Here is an 18,292-nt window from a genome sequence, read left to right on the forward strand (position 1 = left end):
CATACCTCCTTTGTTCAGTAAGATCGTTTTCCTAAAATTCCCTTCCTCTATTTACTAACCAATGTCTTGAAGGCGCAACCGAATTTTCCAAATGGATTTTTCGTTCTTTTTATTAACATAATATTTGTTATGTAAACTATATTTTTATAGATACAAAAAAGCGAAGAGCTGCTGCTCTTCGCTGTTCCGTTTATCCCAGTCTGTTAGCCGGGTTCAGTACCGATCCAGAATCAGATTCGTCTTGAGCGAATCGGCAGGAACCAACCAGCCTTCCTCGTTCAGCTCGTCCATCAGTTCGGCGCGATTGGCGGAGGCTGCCGAGTAATCGTCCGTTTTGAACGAGATTTCGACCAGCGGTTCGGTGCCGGTGCCGGAAGCGCTTGGGATCGGCAGGACTTCGATATCGATCTCTACCCCGTTAAATTCGCCGGCATACTTGCTGACCTCAATCGGGCCGTGTACGCGCGATTTTTTCAGGATCGTTTTTCCCCAACCGTTCGAACGTGTCTTCTCCAGCTTGCCCGGGATTTCTTTGACGAGCAGTTCCAGCGCTTTGCTGGCGGAAGGCAGCGTCAGGCCGGTGGAGGCTTTGACCTTCTTCGTATTGGAGAAGCTCAAGGTCTGTTTGCCGTAACCCCAATCGACTTCGGCTTCGTAGTTTGTATCGGAAGAATCGAAACCGGCGGCGTTGGCGGCACTCAGCGCGGCATCAACTTGTCCGTGTTGCACCGCGAAGCGCTTTTTGTACGTCAGCTCGTAATCGGTTTTGTCTTCTTTTTTACGAAAACGCACGTTCCAGCCTTCGTTATTCAACTCTTGGGCATCTGTATCGAAATATTCCACCAATTGGCGCTTCGGCGCAGCCGTAATCTCAAAAGCATCATTGACCGAAGCTTGCAGTGATCCATTTGCGTTCAGTACGTCATTCGAATCGAGCAGGAATTTCACTTCGTAAGTCGGAGCTGCATTCGAAGCGGCATGCACCTGAGGCGCGGCACCCCAGCTGGTGAAGAGAACGGCGGCGCTCAAAGCGGTAACGGTGAGCTTTTGGGTGAACGTACTTGGACTTTTCGTATGCATTGCGGTTGATCCACTCCTTCGAAGGTTGGGGTTGAGTACCCTCTCACTTTAAAGGGGCAGGATCATAGCGGAATGAACGCGAACGCGGATTCTGGTAAAAAATGGCCATACTTTGCTGATGGAGTCCAAGATTTTATCGATTAAGGCTTCAGGAAACCCGGTTCCATATAACTCGGATTCGGATATTTATAGAAGCCTTCTCCGGCTGCTTTGCCCAATTTGCCCTGATCCACATAATTGTTCTTGAGCAGATCCGCTACCGCTTGATAGGCTTCGTCTCCGGTATGTTCGGCTCTTGTGCGTGCGATATGATAAGCGGTATTGATGCCGACGATATCGAGCATCCCGAACGGGCCAACCGGAGCGCCGGTCGCGACCATCCAGGTCTTGTCGATCGTTTCGATATCGGCAATTCCGGTGACCAGAAGTTTTTGCGCCGAACTGAGCAGCGGAACCAGCAGCGAGTTCACGATATAACCGGCCTGTTCTTTTTGCAGAGGAAGAGCGACCATGCCAATCTCTTTCGCGAACGCAATCACGTCACGGAATACCTGCTCGTCCGTGGTGGAGTGCTTCATAATCTCGGCCGTATTGTTTTTCCGGATCTCATTGGCAAAATGCAGCGCCAGGAACTTCTCCGGGCGGCCTGTAGCGTGCGCAAACTGGCTCGGCAGCAGCGTAGACGAATTGGTCGCGAAGATCGTATGGGCCGGAGCGGCCTGAGCCAGCTTTTGATAGAAATCGATCTTGATATCGACCGATTCCGGAACGGATTCGATCACCAGGTCCGCATGCGCGGCGGCTTGAGTCAGATCGCTTTGGAAGGTCAAACGGGCCCATGCCGCTTCCAACGCTTCGTCACTTGCGCCCAGATCCGCTTTGTAGAGCGGTTTGAGCTTTTCGATTCTTGCTCGGGCCTGATCCAGCGCCGCATCAGTGATATCGTAGACCGTTACGGCAAACCCGTGAAAAGCAACCTGAAAAGCGATTTGACTGCCCAGTACGCCGCTTCCGGCGATCAAAATATTCGTATAACCCATGATTGAAACCACTCCTGTATATGAAATAAGTGCACATATAAAAGTTGAACACAATTATATTGTATCCTATTTTTAAATAAAATCAATTTAAAATAATCAAATCGATACTTTTAATTTTTTGCATTAGGGTCGAGATTCATCCGTTCGCTGTTTGAATGGATTACGTCGTCATTGCATCGAATCGCTGGATTGCCGTGAGCACTTCTGTAGGGCGGGACACCGTAAAGTCCGGCGAGATCCGTCTCATCGACTCGAGGGAATCGTATCCCCAAGCCGCCGATACCACATGGACTCCCGTGCGCCGTCCGGCTTTGATATCCCGCAGTTCATCCCCGATATACAGCACTTCTTCCGCTTTGAGATCGTTGCGCTTAAGAAAAGAACGAATCGCCCGGTGTTTGCCGAACAGGCTTCGCGCCGAACGAATCTGCTCAAAATGGTCGATGCCTTTATTTTGCAGGAAAGCCCGGATGTTTCGCTCCAGATTGGACGAAATGATACTGAGCGGATATCCTTTTTCATGCAGTTGGTCGATCAGTTCTCCGATGCCCGGTTTCACTTCCAGATTCTCGATCCCCCGATGGTATCCCAGAACCACGTTCAACCCCAATGCCGGCATCCGGTAGAGCGGAATCCCCAGCGCTTTTCGCCGTTGAGTGATCGAATGTCCGGCAAAAGGACCTTGGTCATCTTCGCGAATCGGGCGGTACCCGTGTTTTTGGGCTGCCCGGTTATAGATTTTGCTGATTAGGGGACGGGAATGGACAATGGTCCCGTCAAAGTCGAAGATGATATGTCGAATCATGGCTAACGGCCTCCTGTGATACCGGCTGTCGCTTCAACGGACCGGCTGCTTTCTCCCTTTGTATTACATGCAAATGCCCGGACTGAAACAAGCAAACCGCGCACGGATCGTTTTCCTCGCCGGCTCCTTGACTTACAAAGGCGTTTCTCTCAGCCATTCCGATACCTGATCCGTAAATTTCGCCAGCAGGGCCGAACGATACCGCTGCTTGTTGGTGACCATATAGATGGAACGATTCAGACCGATCCCCGGGATGGCCCGCATCTGCAGCAGTCCGCGTTCGATCTCGTCTTGAACGGCAAGTCTGGACACAAACGAGACATGCTCGCCGAGCCGGACTGTCTGCTTGATCGCTTCCAATGAATCGAATTCGAGGTACGACGGCAGACGCCGCGAATGGGTCGCAAGCCATCGCTCCGTTAAGCGCCGCGTACTCGATTCCATCCCGTGCATGACAAAATACGAAGAAGCGATCTGTTCCGGCGTCGGAGCGTCGAGTGCCGCAAGTCTGTGCGAAGGCGCGAAAATAAGCACCAGTTCGTCCCGGCAGAGCGGCTCGGCGATCAGTTCCGTCGACTCCAACGAGTCGGTCGACGCGATACCGAGATCGATCTCATGGCGCTCCAGCATGTCCCGTACGGCCGGAGCCGTCTTGACCGACAGCGACACCTGTACGCCCGGATGAATACGCGCGAATCGGTGCAGCACACCGGGCAGAATATAGGTAGCGGGTACGTAGCTCGCGCCAATCCGCAGCGTGCCTTTGCGAAGCGTATCGAATTCGCTCACCGCACGCTGCGCTTCATTGGCCAGAGCGCCTATTTTGACAGCGTAATGCTCAAGCGCACGGCCGGCGTCCGTCAGGACAATTTTGCCCATACGGGTCTCGAACAGTTTGACTCCGAAGTCTTTTTCCATGTTTTTCATATGAAACGTAACGGTAGGCTGCTTCAAATTCAGCATTTCGGCTACCGTCGTGATCTTGTTGTATTTTTCGAGCAGCTCCACGATCTTCAGCTTGGTCAGATTCAAGTTCATCCTGTAGTGATCTTCCTTCCCTTTCGGGCCTATCTCGCACCCTCCTTATCAGTAAAATCTATGAATGTTAACAGGAATCATTGGAAAAATTAATTCTGTGTTGATTTTCCGTTAATACGGGCAGCGAACAAGGACGTTAAACTGAATTTGTAAGCGGCGATCACGCTGAACAGTTAACGGAAGCAGGAAAGGAATGCACATGGACTTATACATTGAAGGATTGAGCAAAACGTTCGGGCCGACAACCGCGCTGCACCCGACCGACCTGATCGTCAAGGAAGGTACGTTCACCACGCTGCTCGGTCCGTCCGGATGCGGCAAAACGACGCTGCTGCGCATGATCGCGGGCCTCGAAGCGCCGGATACCGGCACGATCTCGATCGGCGGCGACACGCTGTTCGATGCTTCGCGCAAGCGCAGTACTCCGGCACATAAACGCGGATTCGGCATGGTATTCCAGGATTTTGCGCTTTGGCCGCATATGACGGTGTTCGAGAACGTCGCTTTTGGTCTTCGCACAAGCCGCCGGACCCAGGATCTGAAACAAACGGTCACACGCGCGCTTGAAAAAGTACAGCTCGGCGCGATGATGGACCGCTATCCGCACCAGCTCTCCGGCGGTCAGCAGCAGCGGGTCGCTTTTGCCCGGGCCGTCGCGGTTCAGCCTCGCCTTGTCCTGTTCGACGAGCCGCTCAGCGCGCTGGATGCTTCGCTGCGCGAAGAGATGAGAGTCGAGATGCTCTCGCTTGTCCGGGACCTCGGCTTGACGGCGCTGTACGTGACGCACGACCAGATCGAAGCGATGTCGATGTCCGACGAGATCGTCGTGATGCACAGCGGACGGGTGCTGCAGCGCGGAACGCCCGAAGAGATTTACGCCAAGCCGACCGATCCGTTCGTGGCCCGCTTTATCGGGCGCTCCAATTGGATCACTGGAACTTCTCTCTCGGCAGAGCCGCTGCAGGCGACGAATGATGCCGATCTTGATCCGAAGAAGAACCCGCCGGAACCGGCAGGCACGCTCGCAATGTTCCGCCCGGAACATCTGCGCTGGGAGCCGCTTGGCGAAGGCGCCTGCGACGCCTATGAAGTCGAGGTCGTGCAGGCCAGCTATATGGGGGACCGCTACGAAGTACATGTGCAGGCCGACAACCAGACAGAGCGCTGGACGGCTTACCACGACTGCCGGATTCCGGCGGGCAGCCGCATGACGGTGTATCTCCCCCGCAGGAAGCTGCATCGCCTGAACGTTTTGCCGCACGCTTAACCTGTCGTTCGCCTGCTTTCTTTTATACTTAAATCAGATTTCCCAGGAGGAATACTTATGTGGAACCGTACTTTTACCGTTAAAACAAAACTGGCCCGAACGGCCCCGATCGCACTGACGCTCGCTTTTGGCATGGCGCTTACCGCCTGCGGCAGCACGGGCAGCTCGACGCCGACCGCAGCCGCCGACCCGGCCGCCGCTGCCGGAAGCGCGCCTGCCAAGCAGACGCAGAGCGCGGATACCAAGCTGACCGTCTACACCGCCGGCCCCGAAGGACTCGCCAACAAGATCATCGAAGGCTATGAAGCCGAGAGCGGCGTAGACGTCGAAGTGTTCCAGGGCACGACCGGCAAGATCCTGGCCCGCCTCGAAGCGGAGAAAAGCAACCCCGCGGCGGATATCGTCATTCTCGCGTCTCTCCCGGCTGCCCAAGGACTCAAAGCCGACGGATTGACCCTGCCGTATCCGGACGCGAAAAACGCGGATAAACTTAATCCCGATTGGTCGGATGCGGACGGCAATTACTTCAGCGCCAGCGCTTCCGCTCTGGGCATCGCCTACAATACGAAGCTGATCACCACGCCTCCGACTTCCTGGGCGGATCTGAGCAAGCCGGAATACAAAGACCAAGTCAATATCCCCGATCCTTCCTTGTCCGGCTCCGCGCTCGATTTCATGACCGGCTACCTGAACGCGAACGGCGACAAAGGCTGGTCCTTATTCGAAAGCTACAAAGCCAACGGCGTGACAATGGCCGGAGCCAACAAGGAAGCGCTGGACCCGGTCATCACGGGCGCCAAAGGGATCGTAGTCTCGGCCGTCGATTATATGACATACAGCGCCAAAGCCAAAGGCGAGCCGATCGATATCGTCTACCCGAGCGAAGGTACGGTCATCAGCCCGAGACCGGCGGCTATCCTTAATACAACCGAACACGAAGCCAACGCCAAAGCGTTTATCGACTACCTGCTGTCTGACGAAGCGCAGAACATGGTATCCGAAGCCTATCTCATGCCGGGACGTACCGATATCAAAGCTGAGAACCGGGCCAACCTCGACGAAATTCCGCAGCTGACCGTCGGTTGGGACTGGATGAACGAGAACGGTGCCGATGTGACGGAACGCTTCCTGAAGTTGTTCAAGTAACATGAACAAATCCCTGACGCTTAAACCGATCCGGGGATTGTCGGTCCTGCTGGCCCTGTTGGTCCTGACGGTCATGATTGTCATCCCCCTGATCCAAATCTTTATCCAAAGCGTGTATCGGGACGGGGAGCTGCAGCTTGCAGCTCCCTTCCGTACGATTGCGGACGCCGATCTGGCCCAAGTCATGCTGAATACGGTCTGGCTCGGGATCTGCGTCATCGTCGGCACGACGCTGCTGGCTCTTCCGCTGGCCTGGATTATGGTCCATACGTCGATCGGCCGCATCAAAGGGCTGGAAGTGGTCCTGCTGATTCCCTTTATGACGCCTCCCTATATCGGTTCGATGGGCTGGATCCTGTTTATGCAAAAAAACGGCTACCTGGAGCAGCTTGTCCCGGCCCTGGGGCGCATCGCCCCTTCTTTCTTCAGCTTCGGCGGCATGATCGCAATCATGAGCCTGCATCTGTTTCCGTTTCTGTACCTGCTGCTGCGCGGAGCGCTGGAGCGGATCGGCGGGAGTCTGGAAGAAGCGGCCTCCGTGCTGGGCGCTCCGGCCTGGTACCGATTCCGCCGTATCGTCGTCCCGCTGCTGCTGTCTTCGTTCGGTATGGGCGCCATGCTGATCTTCGTCAAAACGATTGCGGAGTTCGGCACCCCGGCCACGTTCGGCAAACGGATCGGCTATGATGTCATGACGTCCGAGATCCATCGGTACGTCTCCAGCTGGCCGATCGATTTCGGCAAAGCGACTTCGCTGTCTTCGCTGCTGTTGACCGTGTGCCTCTTGATGTGGTACGTGCAGTCGGTCGTGAACCGGCGCTATACGTACAGCCTCGTCGGCGGCAAAGGCTCCCGGCGCTCCGCCGAAACGTCCCGCGGCCCGGTGCTGTGGCTTAGCGGATTGTTCGTTCTGCTGCTGCTGGTCTTCTCGATCGGGATCCCGTATTTCTCGATCGTCGCGGCTTCGACCATGAAGCTGCGCGGGGAAGGTTTGTCGTGGAGCAACACGACGCTGGATGCTTACCGGGAGCTGCTGAGCTTCGGGACGCCGGGGATGAAAGCCTTGATGAACAGTATCTGGCTTGCACTTGCGGCTTCAAGTATCGCTGCGGTGCTCGGCACCTGGTTTGCGCTGGTGATTCGCCGTTCCAAAACGATCGGACAGCGTTCGGTCGACCTGCTCAGCCTGCTGCCCAACACCGTGCCCGGTATCGTCATCGTCGTCGGTTTGATCCTGCTCTGGAACTCGCCGTGGATGCCGATTCCGCTGTACAACACGGCCGGCATCGTCATTCTGACTTATGTGGTACTCTTCGTGCCTTATACCGTCCAATATGTCAAAAGCGCGGCCGGGCAGATTGACGGTTCCCTGATGCAGGCCGGGCAGGTATTCGGCGGAAGACCTTGGTATCTGCTATCGCGTATTACGCTGCCGTTGATTCTGCCCGGCATACTGGCCGGATGGACCATGACGTTCACGATCGCTTCGCGCGAATTGGTCGGTTCCCTGCTGATTCTGCCGCCTTCGATGCAGACGTCGGCTACGTTTATCTTTGCGCAGTTCGAACAAGGCCAGGTATCGCTTGGCATGGCGATGGCTGTCGTGTCGGTCGGGTTCACGACGGTGATCCTGACGATTATGGAGAGCCTCGGCTCGAAAAGAAAGTGGAATAAACGATGATGAAATTACAAGTTTGGGGCGGAGCCGGCGAACACGGCCGCTCCTGCTATCGCCTTGTCGGCGAACGCCGCCTGCTGCTCGACTGCGGCGTCAAGAAAGAAGACCGGGGCCTCTATCCGCTGCTGAATCCTTCGGAGATCCCGGACCTGACTTCCGTCTTCCTCTCCCATGCGCACGAAGACCATGCGATGGCTCTGCCCCTGCTCTATAAGCACGGGTACGAAGGCGCAATCTGGACGACCCGCGCTACGGCCAGGCAGCTGAACAAAGGCTTCGACAGTTGGGAGCATTTCGTTGCGTCACGCGGAGGAACCCTCCCTTACGGGCCGGAGCATATCGAAGCCATGCAGTTTCTCTATCTGGAAGACTACGCACCTCCCTGTCAATGGTTCGAATGGGCAGCCTCCCACTCCGGCGAAGAACCGATTCGAATCATGTGGGGCCGTACAGGCCACCTATCCGGTTCGATCTGGCTGCGTCTGCAGACCGAAGGCCGGCACATCTTCTTCTCCGGCGATTACACCCGGGAGTCCATTCTGTTGGAAGCCGACTCTCCCGCCGTTTCCGAAGAACCGATCGCCGACCTGTCTATTGTGGACAACGCCTACGGGACGGACGACGAAACGCAGGAAATCAAGCTGGAACGAATTCGGTCCGAGATTCGAAGTATATTGGAAAAAGGTGGACGGGTGCTTCTTCCCGTGCCGGCTTTTGGACGCAGCCAGGACCTGCTGATTTGGGCCTGCCAGTCTCTTGCGCCTTACCGGGTCTTGGTCGAGCGCGCCATCTGGCAGGGACTGCTTCATCTGGTCGATGACCCGCTCTGGCTCCGGCCCGGCGTCGCGGCGCATATCCGGACCTTGACGCAGGCGTGTTCGCCTCGTCTGGTTGTTATCGATAACGAAGCGGAACGATCGGAAGCACTTGGGAGCGCTGGCCCCTGTCTTATCTTGACTGCCGACGGGATGCTGGAATCGGCGGTATCGCAGGCGTATGTGGAGCATCTTGCACCCGATTCGGACAATCTGATCCTCCTGACCGGACATGCTTCCCGGGGAACGCGCGCCCGCATGCTGCTCGACAACCAGCTGCCGGATGTCCGCTGCCGGGTTATGCACCAGTTTTACAAAGTTCATCAAGGTATCGGCGACGTTCGGCTTATGCTTGAGGAAGCTCCTGCGGCAGCGGTCGTATTGGTCCATGCGCCCGATGTCTCTACCCGCGAAGTCTGCCGTATTTTGCAAATCGAAGGCCGGGAAGGTTTGATCCCGCTTACGCCGGGAATGGAAATCGTGATTTGAAGCTCGAATTCGAAGATCGAACAGCCCCGGAATCTTATTAAAAAAAGCCCATTATCCCTATATAGGGATAATGGGCTTTTGCTTTTGGATGTTGCGGAAGCTTGCGGAACGGTTTGAAACGAATAGCAAATGCTTGCTTGAAAACTTAAAATAACGCTTACATTTCAGAGGGCGCCTGCGGCTCTCCCGGCGCTTGCGTTAAACCCTTCGATGGCTGCCGAGACTTCGCCCGGATAAAAAGCCATAAAGTCGGGCGAGAAACGGGTCATCAGTTCCGACGAATCGTATCCCCAAGCCGCTGCGATCATCTTGATACCCGAACGCTGGCCGGCTTGGATATCCCGCAGCTCGTCTCCGATATACAGCGCTTCGCGGGGGTGCAGCTTGTTGTCGCGCAGGAACGAATGGATCGCCCGGTGTTTACCGAACAGACTGAAGCAGGAACGAACCTGCACGAATTGGCTGATTTCGTTGTGTCTCAGGAAGGAGCGGATATTGCTCTCCAGATTGGACGAGATGATGCTCAGCTGATAACCCTGCGCATTCAGGTCCCGGATCAGATCGCCTACGCCGTCTTTGAGCTCAAGTGTTTTGATCTTGCGGCGGTATTCCGAGAACAGCTGGAATCCGAGGAACGGCAGACGGTACAGCGGAATGCCCAGCGTTTTGGAACGCTGGCGTATGGACAGACCGGCAAATGGCTCCGATGTATCGTCGCCGATCGCTTGATAGCCGTGCTTGGCCGCCAAGCTGTTATACAGCTCGACAATCAGCGGCCGGGAATTGACAATCGTTCCGTCGAAATCGAAGATCACATGCCTAATCATAGTCCATACCTCCTCTGGTAATGTGTTCCTTTATTCTTTATTAACCGTTTTCTTTTCTTATTCCCTATTATAACGGATTTATCGGCCGAAAAATGAACAATATCTTTTAATTTCAAAATATTATTTTGCCGCACCAAATAACCCGGGCCGATCAAGCGGCTTCGGGTTATTTCGGCGCACGGCTTCTGACGTTATCTTTCGCTCGTGGTTTACAGGATTACGGCCATAAGAGTCCGTGTTCCCAACGGCCTTCTCCGCTCAGCCGATATTGTATCCGCGTGTGTCTGCGGTCGGGATCGGCCTGCCAGAACTCCGCCTCCTCCAGTTCTAGCGCCCACAGCCGCCACAGCGGCGTGACTGCCTCCGGATCGCTCTGCAGCACCTCACGCTGCTCGGCCAGTGCCTGCTCCAGCTGTTCTTCGCTATCAAGCTGCTGGCTCTGCCGCCCGAGCATGGCCAATGCACGAGCTTCGGTACCGCGCCGGCGCAGATCTTCGGCACCTTCCTGCACTCCGGTATCCGATACGCGGCCGCGCAGACGAATCTGCCGGCCGAGCGCCGGCCAGTAGAAAGTCAAAGCGGCATAAGGAAGGCGTTGAAGCTGCTGTCCTTTGCGGCTTTCCATACCGGATGCGAAATAGAACGTGTCGTCGTGCACGTCTTTGAGAATCAGGATGCGTGCATCCGGTCTGCCGTCCGGATCGACAGTGGACAAGGTCGCGGCATGCGGTTCTTGGACTTTGTTTCGAAGCGCTTCTTCGAACCACTGCAGGAACAGTTCGCCCGGCGCGGCCGGCAGCGAAGACGGATCGAACCGATCGAACGGACCTTCCAGCGATTTTAATCCCCGAAGCAGAGGATGCCGTTTGTCCGCGCGCCCCTTTTCGTTGTTCTTGTTCATGTCCATCGGGTCAAGCCAGATTGCTGAGCGTCTCGAAATCTTCGTCGCTCAGCTGCAGGCCGGCCGCGGCCATATTGTCTTCCAGATGGGCGACGGACGAGGTGCCCGGAATCGGCAGAATGGCCGGCGAGCGTCTCAGCAGCCAAGCGAGTGCGATCTGGGCCGGCTTGGCGTTCAGACGCTTGGATATCTCGTCCAACGGTCCTCCGTCTTTGGCCAATGCGCCGGTTGCGAGAGGGAACCAGGGGATAAAAGCAATCCCGCCGGATTCCGCTTCTTCCAATACGTCTTCCGCTTTGCGGTTCGACAGATTGTATAGGTTCTGCACCGATACGATATCCGTGATCTCGCGCGCTTCGCGCAGCTGCTCAACGCTGACTTCGCTTAGTCCGATATGCCGGATCTTGCCTTCTTTGCGCAGCAGCTCCAGTTCGCCGAGCTGGTCGGCCAGCGGAACCTTCGGATCGATCCGATGCAGCTGGAACAGGTCGATACGCTCCAGACCGAGCAGACGCAGACTCATCTCCGCCTGCTGGCGCAAATACTCCGGACGGCCGACGGGACGCCAGTCGTTGGGACCCGAACGGGTCAGACCGGCTTTGGTGGCAATAACCATATCGTCGCTGTACGGGTGCAGCGCTTTGCGGATCAGCGGCTCGGCTACCGCCGGCCCGTAAGAATCGGCCGTATCGATAAAGTTGACGCCGAACTCGGCTGCGCGCTTGAGTACGCGGACCGCTTCGTCGGGATCTTTGGGATCTCCCCAGACGCCGGGACCCGTCAGCTGCATCGTGCCGTAGCCCAGCCGGTTGACCGTCATGTCGCCTCCGATGGTAAAAGTACCGGATTGAGCGGCGTTTACGTTCGTTGAAGTCATGGAATCGCTCCTCTCAGATTAAAAAGAGGCATCCGGTACGTCCGTCCGGATGCCGTTACCCTTTCTTCATTACCCGCCGCGAGCGGAACGCAATCCCACATCAAATTCTTCGACACGTGGCTTCTAGGGCGTACCGATTGACCGGCTTTACTCCGCGATCAGGCCGTATTTGAGAAAGCTGCGGTACAATCCGTCTTCTGCGATAGTACCGGTCACATGGTCGGCGACCACTTTCAGTTCCGCCCGCGCGTCGCCCATCGCAATACCGACCGCGCAGTACTGCAGCATTTCCAGATCGTTCAATCCGTCTCCGATCGCGATCGTGTCGGCGACCGAACGGTTCAGATGCACGAGCACATCGGCGATCGCCACCGCTTTGTGTACGCCGGGAACGGCCAGTTCGCCGCTGTCTTTGCCGAAGATCGGTACCGTGCACTGCAGAACTTCGAATTTGCCTTCGAACTCGGTCTTGATAACGTCAAACGGCAGGTCGCTTTCAAGAAAGCAGACTTTGTTAACGTCGCTTTTGTACAGATGAGTCTCCCCATAGGTCAGCGCGCCAAGAAACGGATGCGGCGAGTTCTCGAATCGGTCCCGCGCTCCGGGGTCGTTGAGGATGTCGCCATGGATAAGCGCGATCAAGCGGTCCCGCAGATTGCGGCTGGCATACAATCCGGCGTTGGACTCCAGGTAGAAATCGATTCCGTGCTGTTCGAAAAAGTCCACCATATGACGCACGTCTTCTTCGGACACCTGCTTATGGTACAGGGTTTCGGTATCACATTCGACATAACCGCCGCCTGCGCCGATCAGTCCGTCGAAACCGATGTCCCAGATCGCGTCGTAGATCTCGGGCTTGGAACGTCCGGTACACAGGTAGAGCCGATGGCCGTTCGCCCGTGCCTGTTTGCAGGCGCGGATTGCGGATTCGGGCACGGTTCCGTAGTCGTCGACAAGGGTTCCGTCAATATCGATAAACACCAATTTGGACGAAGCCGTTCCGGTGGAACGAGCATCCTCAGCATGATTCATCACAGACAAGCCTCCCGGTTAGGAAATGGAATCGGCTGTTGGCCGATGATCCTTACTGCCTACCGTACAGGCTGGAACGCGTTTCACGTCAAGCTTTTCCGTGTGCGATCTCGATTCCAACTTTTCAGGTGCGAAGTTCACGGAAGAATTCGACGATGTCTTCGGTCAGCAGCTCCGGTTCTTCCAACGCCGCGAAGTGACCGCCGCGGTCGAACTCGGTCCAATGCCGGATATTATACTTCTCTTCCGCCCAGGCGCGAATCGGATACGAGACGTCTTTGGGGAACACGGCAACGCCAAGCGGAGGCGCGTGCTCAGAAGAGAGGCCTTCCGGCAGCGGAGGATCCTGGGTATGCAGCGTTTCGTAATACAAACGGGCCGAAGAACCGGCCGTTGCGGTCAGCCAATAGATCGAGATATTGGTCAGCAGGCGGTCCCGGTCGATCGCTTTTTCGGGCAGTCCGGTCTTGTCCGTCCATTCGTAGAATTTCTCGATGATCCAGGCCAACTGTCCGGATGGCGAATCGGTCAGGGCGTAAGAAAGCGTCTGCGGACGGGTTCCCTGCTGCACGGAGTAGCCGGATTGTTCTTTGGCGTAATGTTTCATTTTATCAAGCATCTCGCGATCTTCCGGTGTGATCTTGGCTAACTGTTTGGGATTCTCCGGCGGCGGGGTCAGCAGCATGTTGACATGAACGCCGACGACACTGCCGGGGTCCCGGCCGCCGATCTCCAGCGAGATAAAAGAACCCCAGTCGCCGCCCTGCGTCCCGTACCGTTCGTAACCGAGCCTTTTCATCAGCGTTACGAACATACCGGCGATCCTTTTGTAATCCATGCCCGCCTGCGAAGTCGGACCGGAGAAGCCGTAGCCCGGGAGCGACGGAATAACCAGATGAAAAGCATCCGAAGCGGGCCGGCCATAATCCTGGGGACGGGTGAGCGGACCGATCAGATCCAGAAATTCAACGATCGAACCCGGCCATCCGTGAATAAGCAGCAGCGGCAGCGCATCCGGTTCGGAAGAACGGATATGCAGAAAATGTACGTTCTCTCCGCCGATCTGCGTCATGAACTGTGGATAGGCGTTCAGTTCCGCTTCATGCTTGCGCCAATCGTAGCCGGTCCGCCAGTAGTCGGCCAGCTCGCGCATATAGGTCAGCGGAACACCGTAATTCCAGCCTCCTCCGGGAGCGTCTTCCGGCCACCGCGTCCGAGCCAATCGTTGATGCAGATCGTCAAGGTCGCTTTGCGGAATATCGATATCGTACGGTTGAATGATCGGTTGATCGGTGGGCATACAGGTTACCTCCCTTGATTTACACTTGATTTACAGCAAAAGCGCGAATCCGACAGCCAAAAAGACCACGCCAAGCACAATCGGCCCCGTCTGCTTGCGCAGCGCATCCGTTCCGCTCAAAATCTCGAAAGCCGCGGTATTGTCCGGCCGATAATGCACATCTACCTTTGTTCCGATCGGCGGCTGGGGCGCAGAACTGCCAAGCTGCGAGACCTGCTCCACCTTTGCGCTCCCGGCAAGAAATCTCACGACCGGGTAATATTTGATACCGGTACTTGCCCTGTCGAATCCCGTGTCCGCTAACTCTTCATAACGTATGATCTCTCCCGGCACCGTGTATTCGCTTTGTGCCAACCTGCGCTGCCGGACACCGGAATAGAGGCCAAAAGCAATAAAAAGCAGACCCAGTATCCAAAAAATGATTTCGCTGCCTGATCCGTTCAATCCAGTTCCTCCCCGTTTTCGGTATTCATTCGGTCATTTACCTCAGAAGCCGACTCTCCAATCAAAAAAGAAGCCGGCGAAAAGCTTCGCCGACTGCTGTGAACGGTGTTTTATTCGAAAAAGTCCGTCATGTCCCGTTTAACGAATCCCGGAGGAACCTCCTGCGTTTCGGCAAAATGCCGGAACAAAACGTCGGACACCGCGGCGTCAAAAGTTTCGACAACTTCGCGGTTGGAAGATTTGGCACGCAGAAGCCCGGTTTTCTTCGTTGTTTGCACTTCTTGCCCGATTGCAAAATGCCGAAATTCGTCATGATACGGGACTCGCATTTCGACAATCATCTCTTGCGCGGATCCCGCGCATTGCATATACAGATGGTCGCTGAAGGAAAGCACACAAAACGTGCGATCCAGATCGTCCATCAACCGCAGCATTTGCGCGATCCGCTCCTGCGGCACATCGGTCTCCAGCACTTCCTGTCTGCTTACTTCGTATCTGAACTCCATCCGTGTGTTTGGCTTATTCATCAGATTGTTCACCCTCCTTGTCGGTCTCTGCAGCGCCTGAATTTATTCTATAGGCCCGGGCAGCGGGGAACAACCTTCAAGTATGGCGAACCGATTTACAGGATTCGGGATTCCGCACCGCGCAGCTTCCAGTCGCGTTCCAGAAGTTCGGAATTGATGACTGCGCCGGCCGTCGATCCTGCCGCTACGGCTGCCGCGACTTGATATCTCTGCGAAGCGCCGTCTCCCGCACCGAAGATTCCGCTTACGCTCGATCGACACCATTCGTCTACGGCCATGGCTCCGGATTCCATCGTATCGCAGCCGAGTTTCGCCGGAAGTTCCGATCCGGGTGCCAATTTCGGAGCAAAGAAAATCGCCGTTCTCGCAATATCCGTTCCGTCTTCCAGAATCATTCGCTGCGTTTGTCCGTCCGCCGAAACGATCCGGCTGACAGCCGCTTCGTAGACTTCGACACCTTTGCTCCGCAGTTCTTCTTTTTCCGTATCGCTCCGGACTTCTCCGTTGGTGAACAGCGCGATATCATCGCTCCAACCGGCAACCGTGCGTGTCAGATGCAGAGCCGCATCCCCTTGCGCGAGAATGCCGATCGGACGATCCTGCATTTCCCAGCCGTCGCAGTATGGACAGACATAAGCGCTTTTGCCGTATACCTCTTCCAGACCTTCAATCCCGACCGGGAGGTCCTTCATACCGAAGGCAAACAGCAGTTTCTCCGCACGGTATACATCCGAGCTTCCCGTAGTCAGACGGAAATCCCCATCGATTCCTGCCGCTTCGACTACTCTTCCCTGTACAAAACGAACCGACGGATACTTCGCGATCTGCTCATGCGAGATCCTGCGCAGTTCTTCCGGTTCGATACCGTCCCGGGTCAAGAATCCGTGGGAGTGCCCGGTCACCCGATGTCTCGGCAGCGCTTCGTCGATGACCAAGACGCTGCGCCGGGCACGGCCGAGCACAAGAGCGGCACTTAAGCCGGCCGGACCTCCTCCGACAATCACTACATCCGCTTGATCTGTCCACTCGTTATTTGTTTTCGTTGTTTTCATTATCAATCATCCTCCATATCAAAACTATTGTAGATATATTATGTCCTTTATTGTTCCCAAAAATCGCCCCTGACTGAACAGAAGCGGGTTTCAATCAAGGACTATGTATATCTATAATATTCGTAATCGTTTTGATTTGTCAAGGTTTGAGGGGGTTCTGTGTTTGTTTTTCCGCTTTTTTTTGTTTTATTATTGTGAATTTTTCATATACTGAAATTTAATTGTCATCCCAATCCGTCAAATCCAAATCGAACCGGCTCATCTCGTGTACCCGGGTAAATTTGCTCAGGATATAGGCTTTATCCGAACCGGTATAATGGGCAAATACGGATACGGGATGCAGCTGTGGGATTTTGCTTTCGACAAGGCCTTTGAGATCTTCTTCCCCGTCTACGTACACCTGCAAATACGAGTCGACCAGACGGAATCCGCTGCCTGCACACCAGTCTCTCACCCACTGGTCGTCGCGTATCCAGGCTTCCAGATACTGCATGCCCGCTGTACGTGCCCTTCCCAACGCTTCGATCAGCAGCAGACTGCCGATGCCCTGTCTCCGATGATCCGGATGTACAGCGAGATGCCGGATCAGGCCTCCGCGCCGTTCGGGGTCGGAACAGATATCGCCAGGCAGAGCATCAAGCTCGATATCGATCAGCCCCACGATTTCTTCGCCGTTCGCCGCTACCAGCTCGATCGACCCTTTTTCGTAACGGGGCTTCTGTTTCAATACTTTGTCATAGTAGGACGTATCGAGAAACGACAGCACCCGGCAGCGCAGCCAGCTGTTCTCGTCGATTTCTTCGTAACCTCGGATCATCATGGCGTATCTCCTTCTGGGTTCGGGGGTTTTTGCTTACTGTACCATAGACGCACCAAAAAAGAACAACGCTCCGGCTTCGGAGCGTTGTTCGGGCGACACTTTTTTGAATGACTGTTTTATTTGACGGAAAGCAGGCTGTCCACGATGAACTCAAGCTGGCTTTCCAGCGTCACCGGATCGTTGTACGTATCCGAAGTCGGGTCCAGTTGGAATACATGTCCGGCTTTGACGGCGGGCAGGTTCTTCCACAGGCTGTTGCCGTAGACCTTCTCCGGATCGCTGTCGTCACCCGACCATGGACTTGTGAAGATAATGTCTCCCGCATATTCCGGCAGGACTTCAAGCGAGATCGAGGCATTGCCCGTACCGCTGTCAATCGCTTCCGCCTGCGCTTTTGCCGGAGCCTTCAGACCGAATTCGCCGTAGATGATTTCTCCTCCGCGGCCGTAGTTGTGACCGAATACATACAGTCCTTTGGAAAAAGGATTCAGGATCGATACCGTGCGGTCGCCTACAGCTTCCACAACTTGAGGCTTCAACTCGGCAATTTTCGCATCCCATTTTTCGACCCACGCTTTGGCGGCGTCTTCACGGTTGGTCAATTTGCCCAGCTTCATCATCAAATCTTTGTAATTGTCTTTGCCGTACTGCAGTTGAACGACCGGAGCGATCGCCGTCAGTTTGTCGACGCCTTCCGTTCCTTTGTAGACGATAATCAGGTCGGGCTTGAGGCTGAGAATCGGTTCCGCGGTCGGAAGCTCTCCCAGATCGGTCGTGCCTTGAGCCGTCAGCTGTTCCTTGATGTATTTATTGTTCATCGCTCCCGACAGGGCGCCCACTACCGGAGCATCCAGTGCGACGAAATAGCCGGTGGTAAACGAAGTCAGATCGACAATCCGCTGCGGATTGGCAGGAACTTCAACGTCTCCCGCGTCCGATGCAAAAGTAACGGTGCCCGAAGTGTTCTCCGCATCAGGTTTGGCATCCTCCGTTTTGACTTCAGCCGTGGTTGTTGTCGCGGGCTTTTCGGCCGCGGCCGGCGTATCCGCTCCTTTTTGGCCGCAGGCGCTTAATACAAGCAGCACGGCAAGCATACAGACAAGCAGAATCGAATTGGATCTTTTTAGCAAAATAAGCCCACCCTTTTGTGTGAT

General features: G+C 55.4%; 18 protein-coding genes. 4 read left to right on the forward strand and 14 right to left on the reverse strand.

Annotated features, from left to right (window positions below):
- Positions 1-213: 213 nt before the first annotated feature.
- The 4 genes from HRQ60_RS01075 to HRQ60_RS01090 form a co-directional block, all read right to left on the reverse strand.
- Positions 214-1,080 (reverse strand): hypothetical protein, encoded by an 867-nt coding sequence (locus HRQ60_RS01075; RefSeq protein WP_172193783.1) that lies wholly within the window; start codon positions 1,078-1,080, stop codon positions 214-216.
- 140 nt (positions 1,081-1,220) lie between these two features.
- Positions 1,221-2,120: a 3-hydroxyacyl-CoA dehydrogenase gene (locus HRQ60_RS01080; protein WP_172193784.1), complete on the reverse strand. Its 900-nt coding sequence runs from the start codon at positions 2,118-2,120 to the stop codon at positions 1,221-1,223.
- Between the two features lie 160 nt (positions 2,121-2,280).
- Positions 2,281-2,925 (reverse strand): HAD-IA family hydrolase, encoded by a 645-nt coding sequence (locus HRQ60_RS01085; protein ID WP_172193785.1) that lies wholly within the window; start codon positions 2,923-2,925, stop codon positions 2,281-2,283.
- A 132-nt stretch (positions 2,926-3,057) separates the two neighbouring features.
- Positions 3,058-3,963: a LysR family transcriptional regulator gene (locus HRQ60_RS01090; RefSeq protein WP_172193786.1), complete on the reverse strand. Its 906-nt coding sequence runs from the start codon at positions 3,961-3,963 to the stop codon at positions 3,058-3,060.
- Positions 3,964-4,156: 193 nt separating this feature from the next.
- On the opposite strand from HRQ60_RS01090, the gene HRQ60_RS01095 reads away from it, so the two are divergent.
- The 4 genes from HRQ60_RS01095 to HRQ60_RS01110 are packed head-to-tail and all read left to right on the forward strand — an operon-like array spanning position 4,157 to position 9,358.
- On the forward strand, positions 4,157-5,230 hold the full coding sequence (locus tag HRQ60_RS01095; protein WP_172193787.1) for an ABC transporter ATP-binding protein: 1,074 nt from the start codon (positions 4,157-4,159) through the stop codon (positions 5,228-5,230).
- Between the two features lie 57 nt (positions 5,231-5,287).
- Positions 5,288-6,376 (forward strand): ABC transporter substrate-binding protein, encoded by a 1,089-nt coding sequence (locus HRQ60_RS01100; protein ID WP_172193788.1) that lies wholly within the window; start codon positions 5,288-5,290, stop codon positions 6,374-6,376.
- Between the two features lies 1 nt (position 6,377).
- Positions 6,378-8,057 carry an ABC transporter permease gene (locus HRQ60_RS01105; protein ID WP_172193789.1) on the forward strand — a complete coding sequence of 560 codons (1,680 nt, stop codon included), beginning with the start codon at positions 6,378-6,380 and terminating at the stop codon, positions 8,055-8,057.
- On the forward strand, positions 8,054-9,358 hold the full coding sequence (locus HRQ60_RS01110; protein WP_172193790.1) for an MBL fold metallo-hydrolase: 1,305 nt from the start codon (positions 8,054-8,056) through the stop codon (positions 9,356-9,358). Before HRQ60_RS01105 ends, HRQ60_RS01110 begins: the two co-directional genes overlap by 4 nt.
- Before the next feature lie 164 nt (positions 9,359-9,522).
- On the opposite strand, the gene HRQ60_RS01115 is transcribed toward HRQ60_RS01110, so the two are convergent.
- The 10 genes from HRQ60_RS01115 to HRQ60_RS01160 all read right to left on the reverse strand — a co-directional run bounded on the left by HRQ60_RS01115 (position 9,523) and on the right by HRQ60_RS01160 (position 18,268).
- On the reverse strand, positions 9,523-10,185 hold the full coding sequence (locus HRQ60_RS01115; RefSeq protein ID WP_172193791.1) for an HAD-IA family hydrolase: 663 nt from the start codon (positions 10,183-10,185) through the stop codon (positions 9,523-9,525).
- A gap of 217 nt (positions 10,186-10,402) precedes the next feature.
- A complete protein-coding gene (locus HRQ60_RS01120) occupies positions 10,403-11,086 on the reverse strand; it encodes a pyridoxine/pyridoxamine 5'-phosphate oxidase (RefSeq protein ID WP_172193792.1) in 684 nt (227 codons plus the stop codon).
- A gap of 10 nt (positions 11,087-11,096) precedes the next feature.
- The gene (locus tag HRQ60_RS01125; protein ID WP_172193793.1) at positions 11,097-11,963 is read right to left on the reverse strand and encodes an aldo/keto reductase; all 867 of its coding nucleotides are present in this window, start codon (positions 11,961-11,963) and stop codon (positions 11,097-11,099) included.
- Positions 11,964-12,110: 147 nt separating this feature from the next.
- A complete protein-coding gene (locus HRQ60_RS01130) occupies positions 12,111-12,995 on the reverse strand; it encodes a Cof-type HAD-IIB family hydrolase (RefSeq protein ID WP_172193794.1) in 885 nt (294 codons plus the stop codon).
- Positions 12,996-13,119: 124 nt separating this feature from the next.
- On the reverse strand, positions 13,120-14,295 hold the full coding sequence (locus tag HRQ60_RS01135; RefSeq protein WP_172193795.1) for an epoxide hydrolase family protein: 1,176 nt from the start codon (positions 14,293-14,295) through the stop codon (positions 13,120-13,122).
- A 30-nt stretch (positions 14,296-14,325) separates the two neighbouring features.
- Positions 14,326-14,739, reverse strand: coding sequence for a DUF3592 domain-containing protein (locus tag HRQ60_RS01140; protein WP_172193796.1), 414 nt, complete (start codon positions 14,737-14,739; stop codon positions 14,326-14,328).
- A gap of 110 nt (positions 14,740-14,849) precedes the next feature.
- The gene (locus HRQ60_RS01145; protein ID WP_172193797.1) at positions 14,850-15,266 is read right to left on the reverse strand and encodes a hypothetical protein; all 417 of its coding nucleotides are present in this window, start codon (positions 15,264-15,266) and stop codon (positions 14,850-14,852) included.
- Positions 15,267-15,361: 95 nt separating this feature from the next.
- Entirely contained in the window at positions 15,362-16,318 is a 957-nt protein-coding gene (locus HRQ60_RS01150; RefSeq protein WP_172193798.1) for an NAD(P)/FAD-dependent oxidoreductase, read from the reverse strand.
- Positions 16,319-16,535: 217 nt separating this feature from the next.
- On the reverse strand, positions 16,536-17,138 hold the full coding sequence (locus HRQ60_RS01155) for a GNAT family N-acetyltransferase (protein WP_172193799.1): 603 nt from the start codon (positions 17,136-17,138) through the stop codon (positions 16,536-16,538).
- 116 nt (positions 17,139-17,254) lie between these two features.
- Positions 17,255-18,268, reverse strand: a complete 1,014-nt coding sequence (locus tag HRQ60_RS01160) for an ABC transporter substrate-binding protein (RefSeq protein WP_172193800.1) — start codon at positions 18,266-18,268, stop codon at positions 17,255-17,257.
- Positions 18,269-18,292: the final 24 nt, after the last annotated feature.

This window comes from Saccharibacillus qingshengii, assembly GCF_013185195.1.
Classification (GTDB): domain Bacteria; phylum Bacillota; class Bacilli; order Paenibacillales; family Paenibacillaceae; genus Saccharibacillus; species Saccharibacillus qingshengii.

What these genes read in the sequence shown, in the direction of transcription:
- HRQ60_RS01075 (WP_172193783.1), bottom strand. Translation starts at nt 1,080, where the DNA reads ATGCATACGAAAAGTCCAAGTACGTTCACCCAAAAGCTCACCGTTACC.
- HRQ60_RS01080 (WP_172193784.1), bottom strand. Translation starts at nt 2,120, where the DNA reads ATGGGTTATACGAATATTTTGATCGCCGGAAGCGGCGTACTGGGCAGT.
- HRQ60_RS01085 (WP_172193785.1), bottom strand. Translation starts at nt 2,925, where the DNA reads ATGATTCGACATATCATCTTCGACTTTGACGGGACCATTGTCCATTCC.
- HRQ60_RS01090 (WP_172193786.1), bottom strand. Translation starts at nt 3,963, where the DNA reads ATGAACTTGAATCTGACCAAGCTGAAGATCGTGGAGCTGCTCGAAAAA.
- HRQ60_RS01095 (WP_172193787.1), top strand. Translation starts at nt 4,157, where the DNA reads ATGCACATGGACTTATACATTGAAGGATTGAGCAAAACGTTCGGGCCG.
- HRQ60_RS01100 (WP_172193788.1), top strand. Translation starts at nt 5,288, where the DNA reads ATGTGGAACCGTACTTTTACCGTTAAAACAAAACTGGCCCGAACGGCC.
- HRQ60_RS01105 (WP_172193789.1), top strand. Translation starts at nt 6,378, where the DNA reads ATGAACAAATCCCTGACGCTTAAACCGATCCGGGGATTGTCGGTCCTG.
- HRQ60_RS01110 (WP_172193790.1), top strand. Translation starts at nt 8,054, where the DNA reads ATGATGAAATTACAAGTTTGGGGCGGAGCCGGCGAACACGGCCGCTCC.
- HRQ60_RS01115 (WP_172193791.1), bottom strand. Translation starts at nt 10,185, where the DNA reads ATGATTAGGCATGTGATCTTCGATTTCGACGGAACGATTGTCAATTCC.
- HRQ60_RS01120 (WP_172193792.1), bottom strand. Translation starts at nt 11,086, where the DNA reads ATGAACAAGAACAACGAAAAGGGGCGCGCGGACAAACGGCATCCTCTG.
- HRQ60_RS01125 (WP_172193793.1), bottom strand. Translation starts at nt 11,963, where the DNA reads ATGACTTCAACGAACGTAAACGCCGCTCAATCCGGTACTTTTACCATC.
- HRQ60_RS01130 (WP_172193794.1), bottom strand. Translation starts at nt 12,995, where the DNA reads ATGAATCATGCTGAGGATGCTCGTTCCACCGGAACGGCTTCGTCCAAA.
- HRQ60_RS01135 (WP_172193795.1), bottom strand. Translation starts at nt 14,295, where the DNA reads ATGCCCACCGATCAACCGATCATTCAACCGTACGATATCGATATTCCG.
- HRQ60_RS01145 (WP_172193797.1), bottom strand. Translation starts at nt 15,266, where the DNA reads ATGAATAAGCCAAACACACGGATGGAGTTCAGATACGAAGTAAGCAGA.
- HRQ60_RS01150 (WP_172193798.1), bottom strand. Translation starts at nt 16,318, where the DNA reads ATGAAAACAACGAAAACAAATAACGAGTGGACAGATCAAGCGGATGTA.
- HRQ60_RS01155 (WP_172193799.1), bottom strand. Translation starts at nt 17,138, where the DNA reads ATGATGATCCGAGGTTACGAAGAAATCGACGAGAACAGCTGGCTGCGC.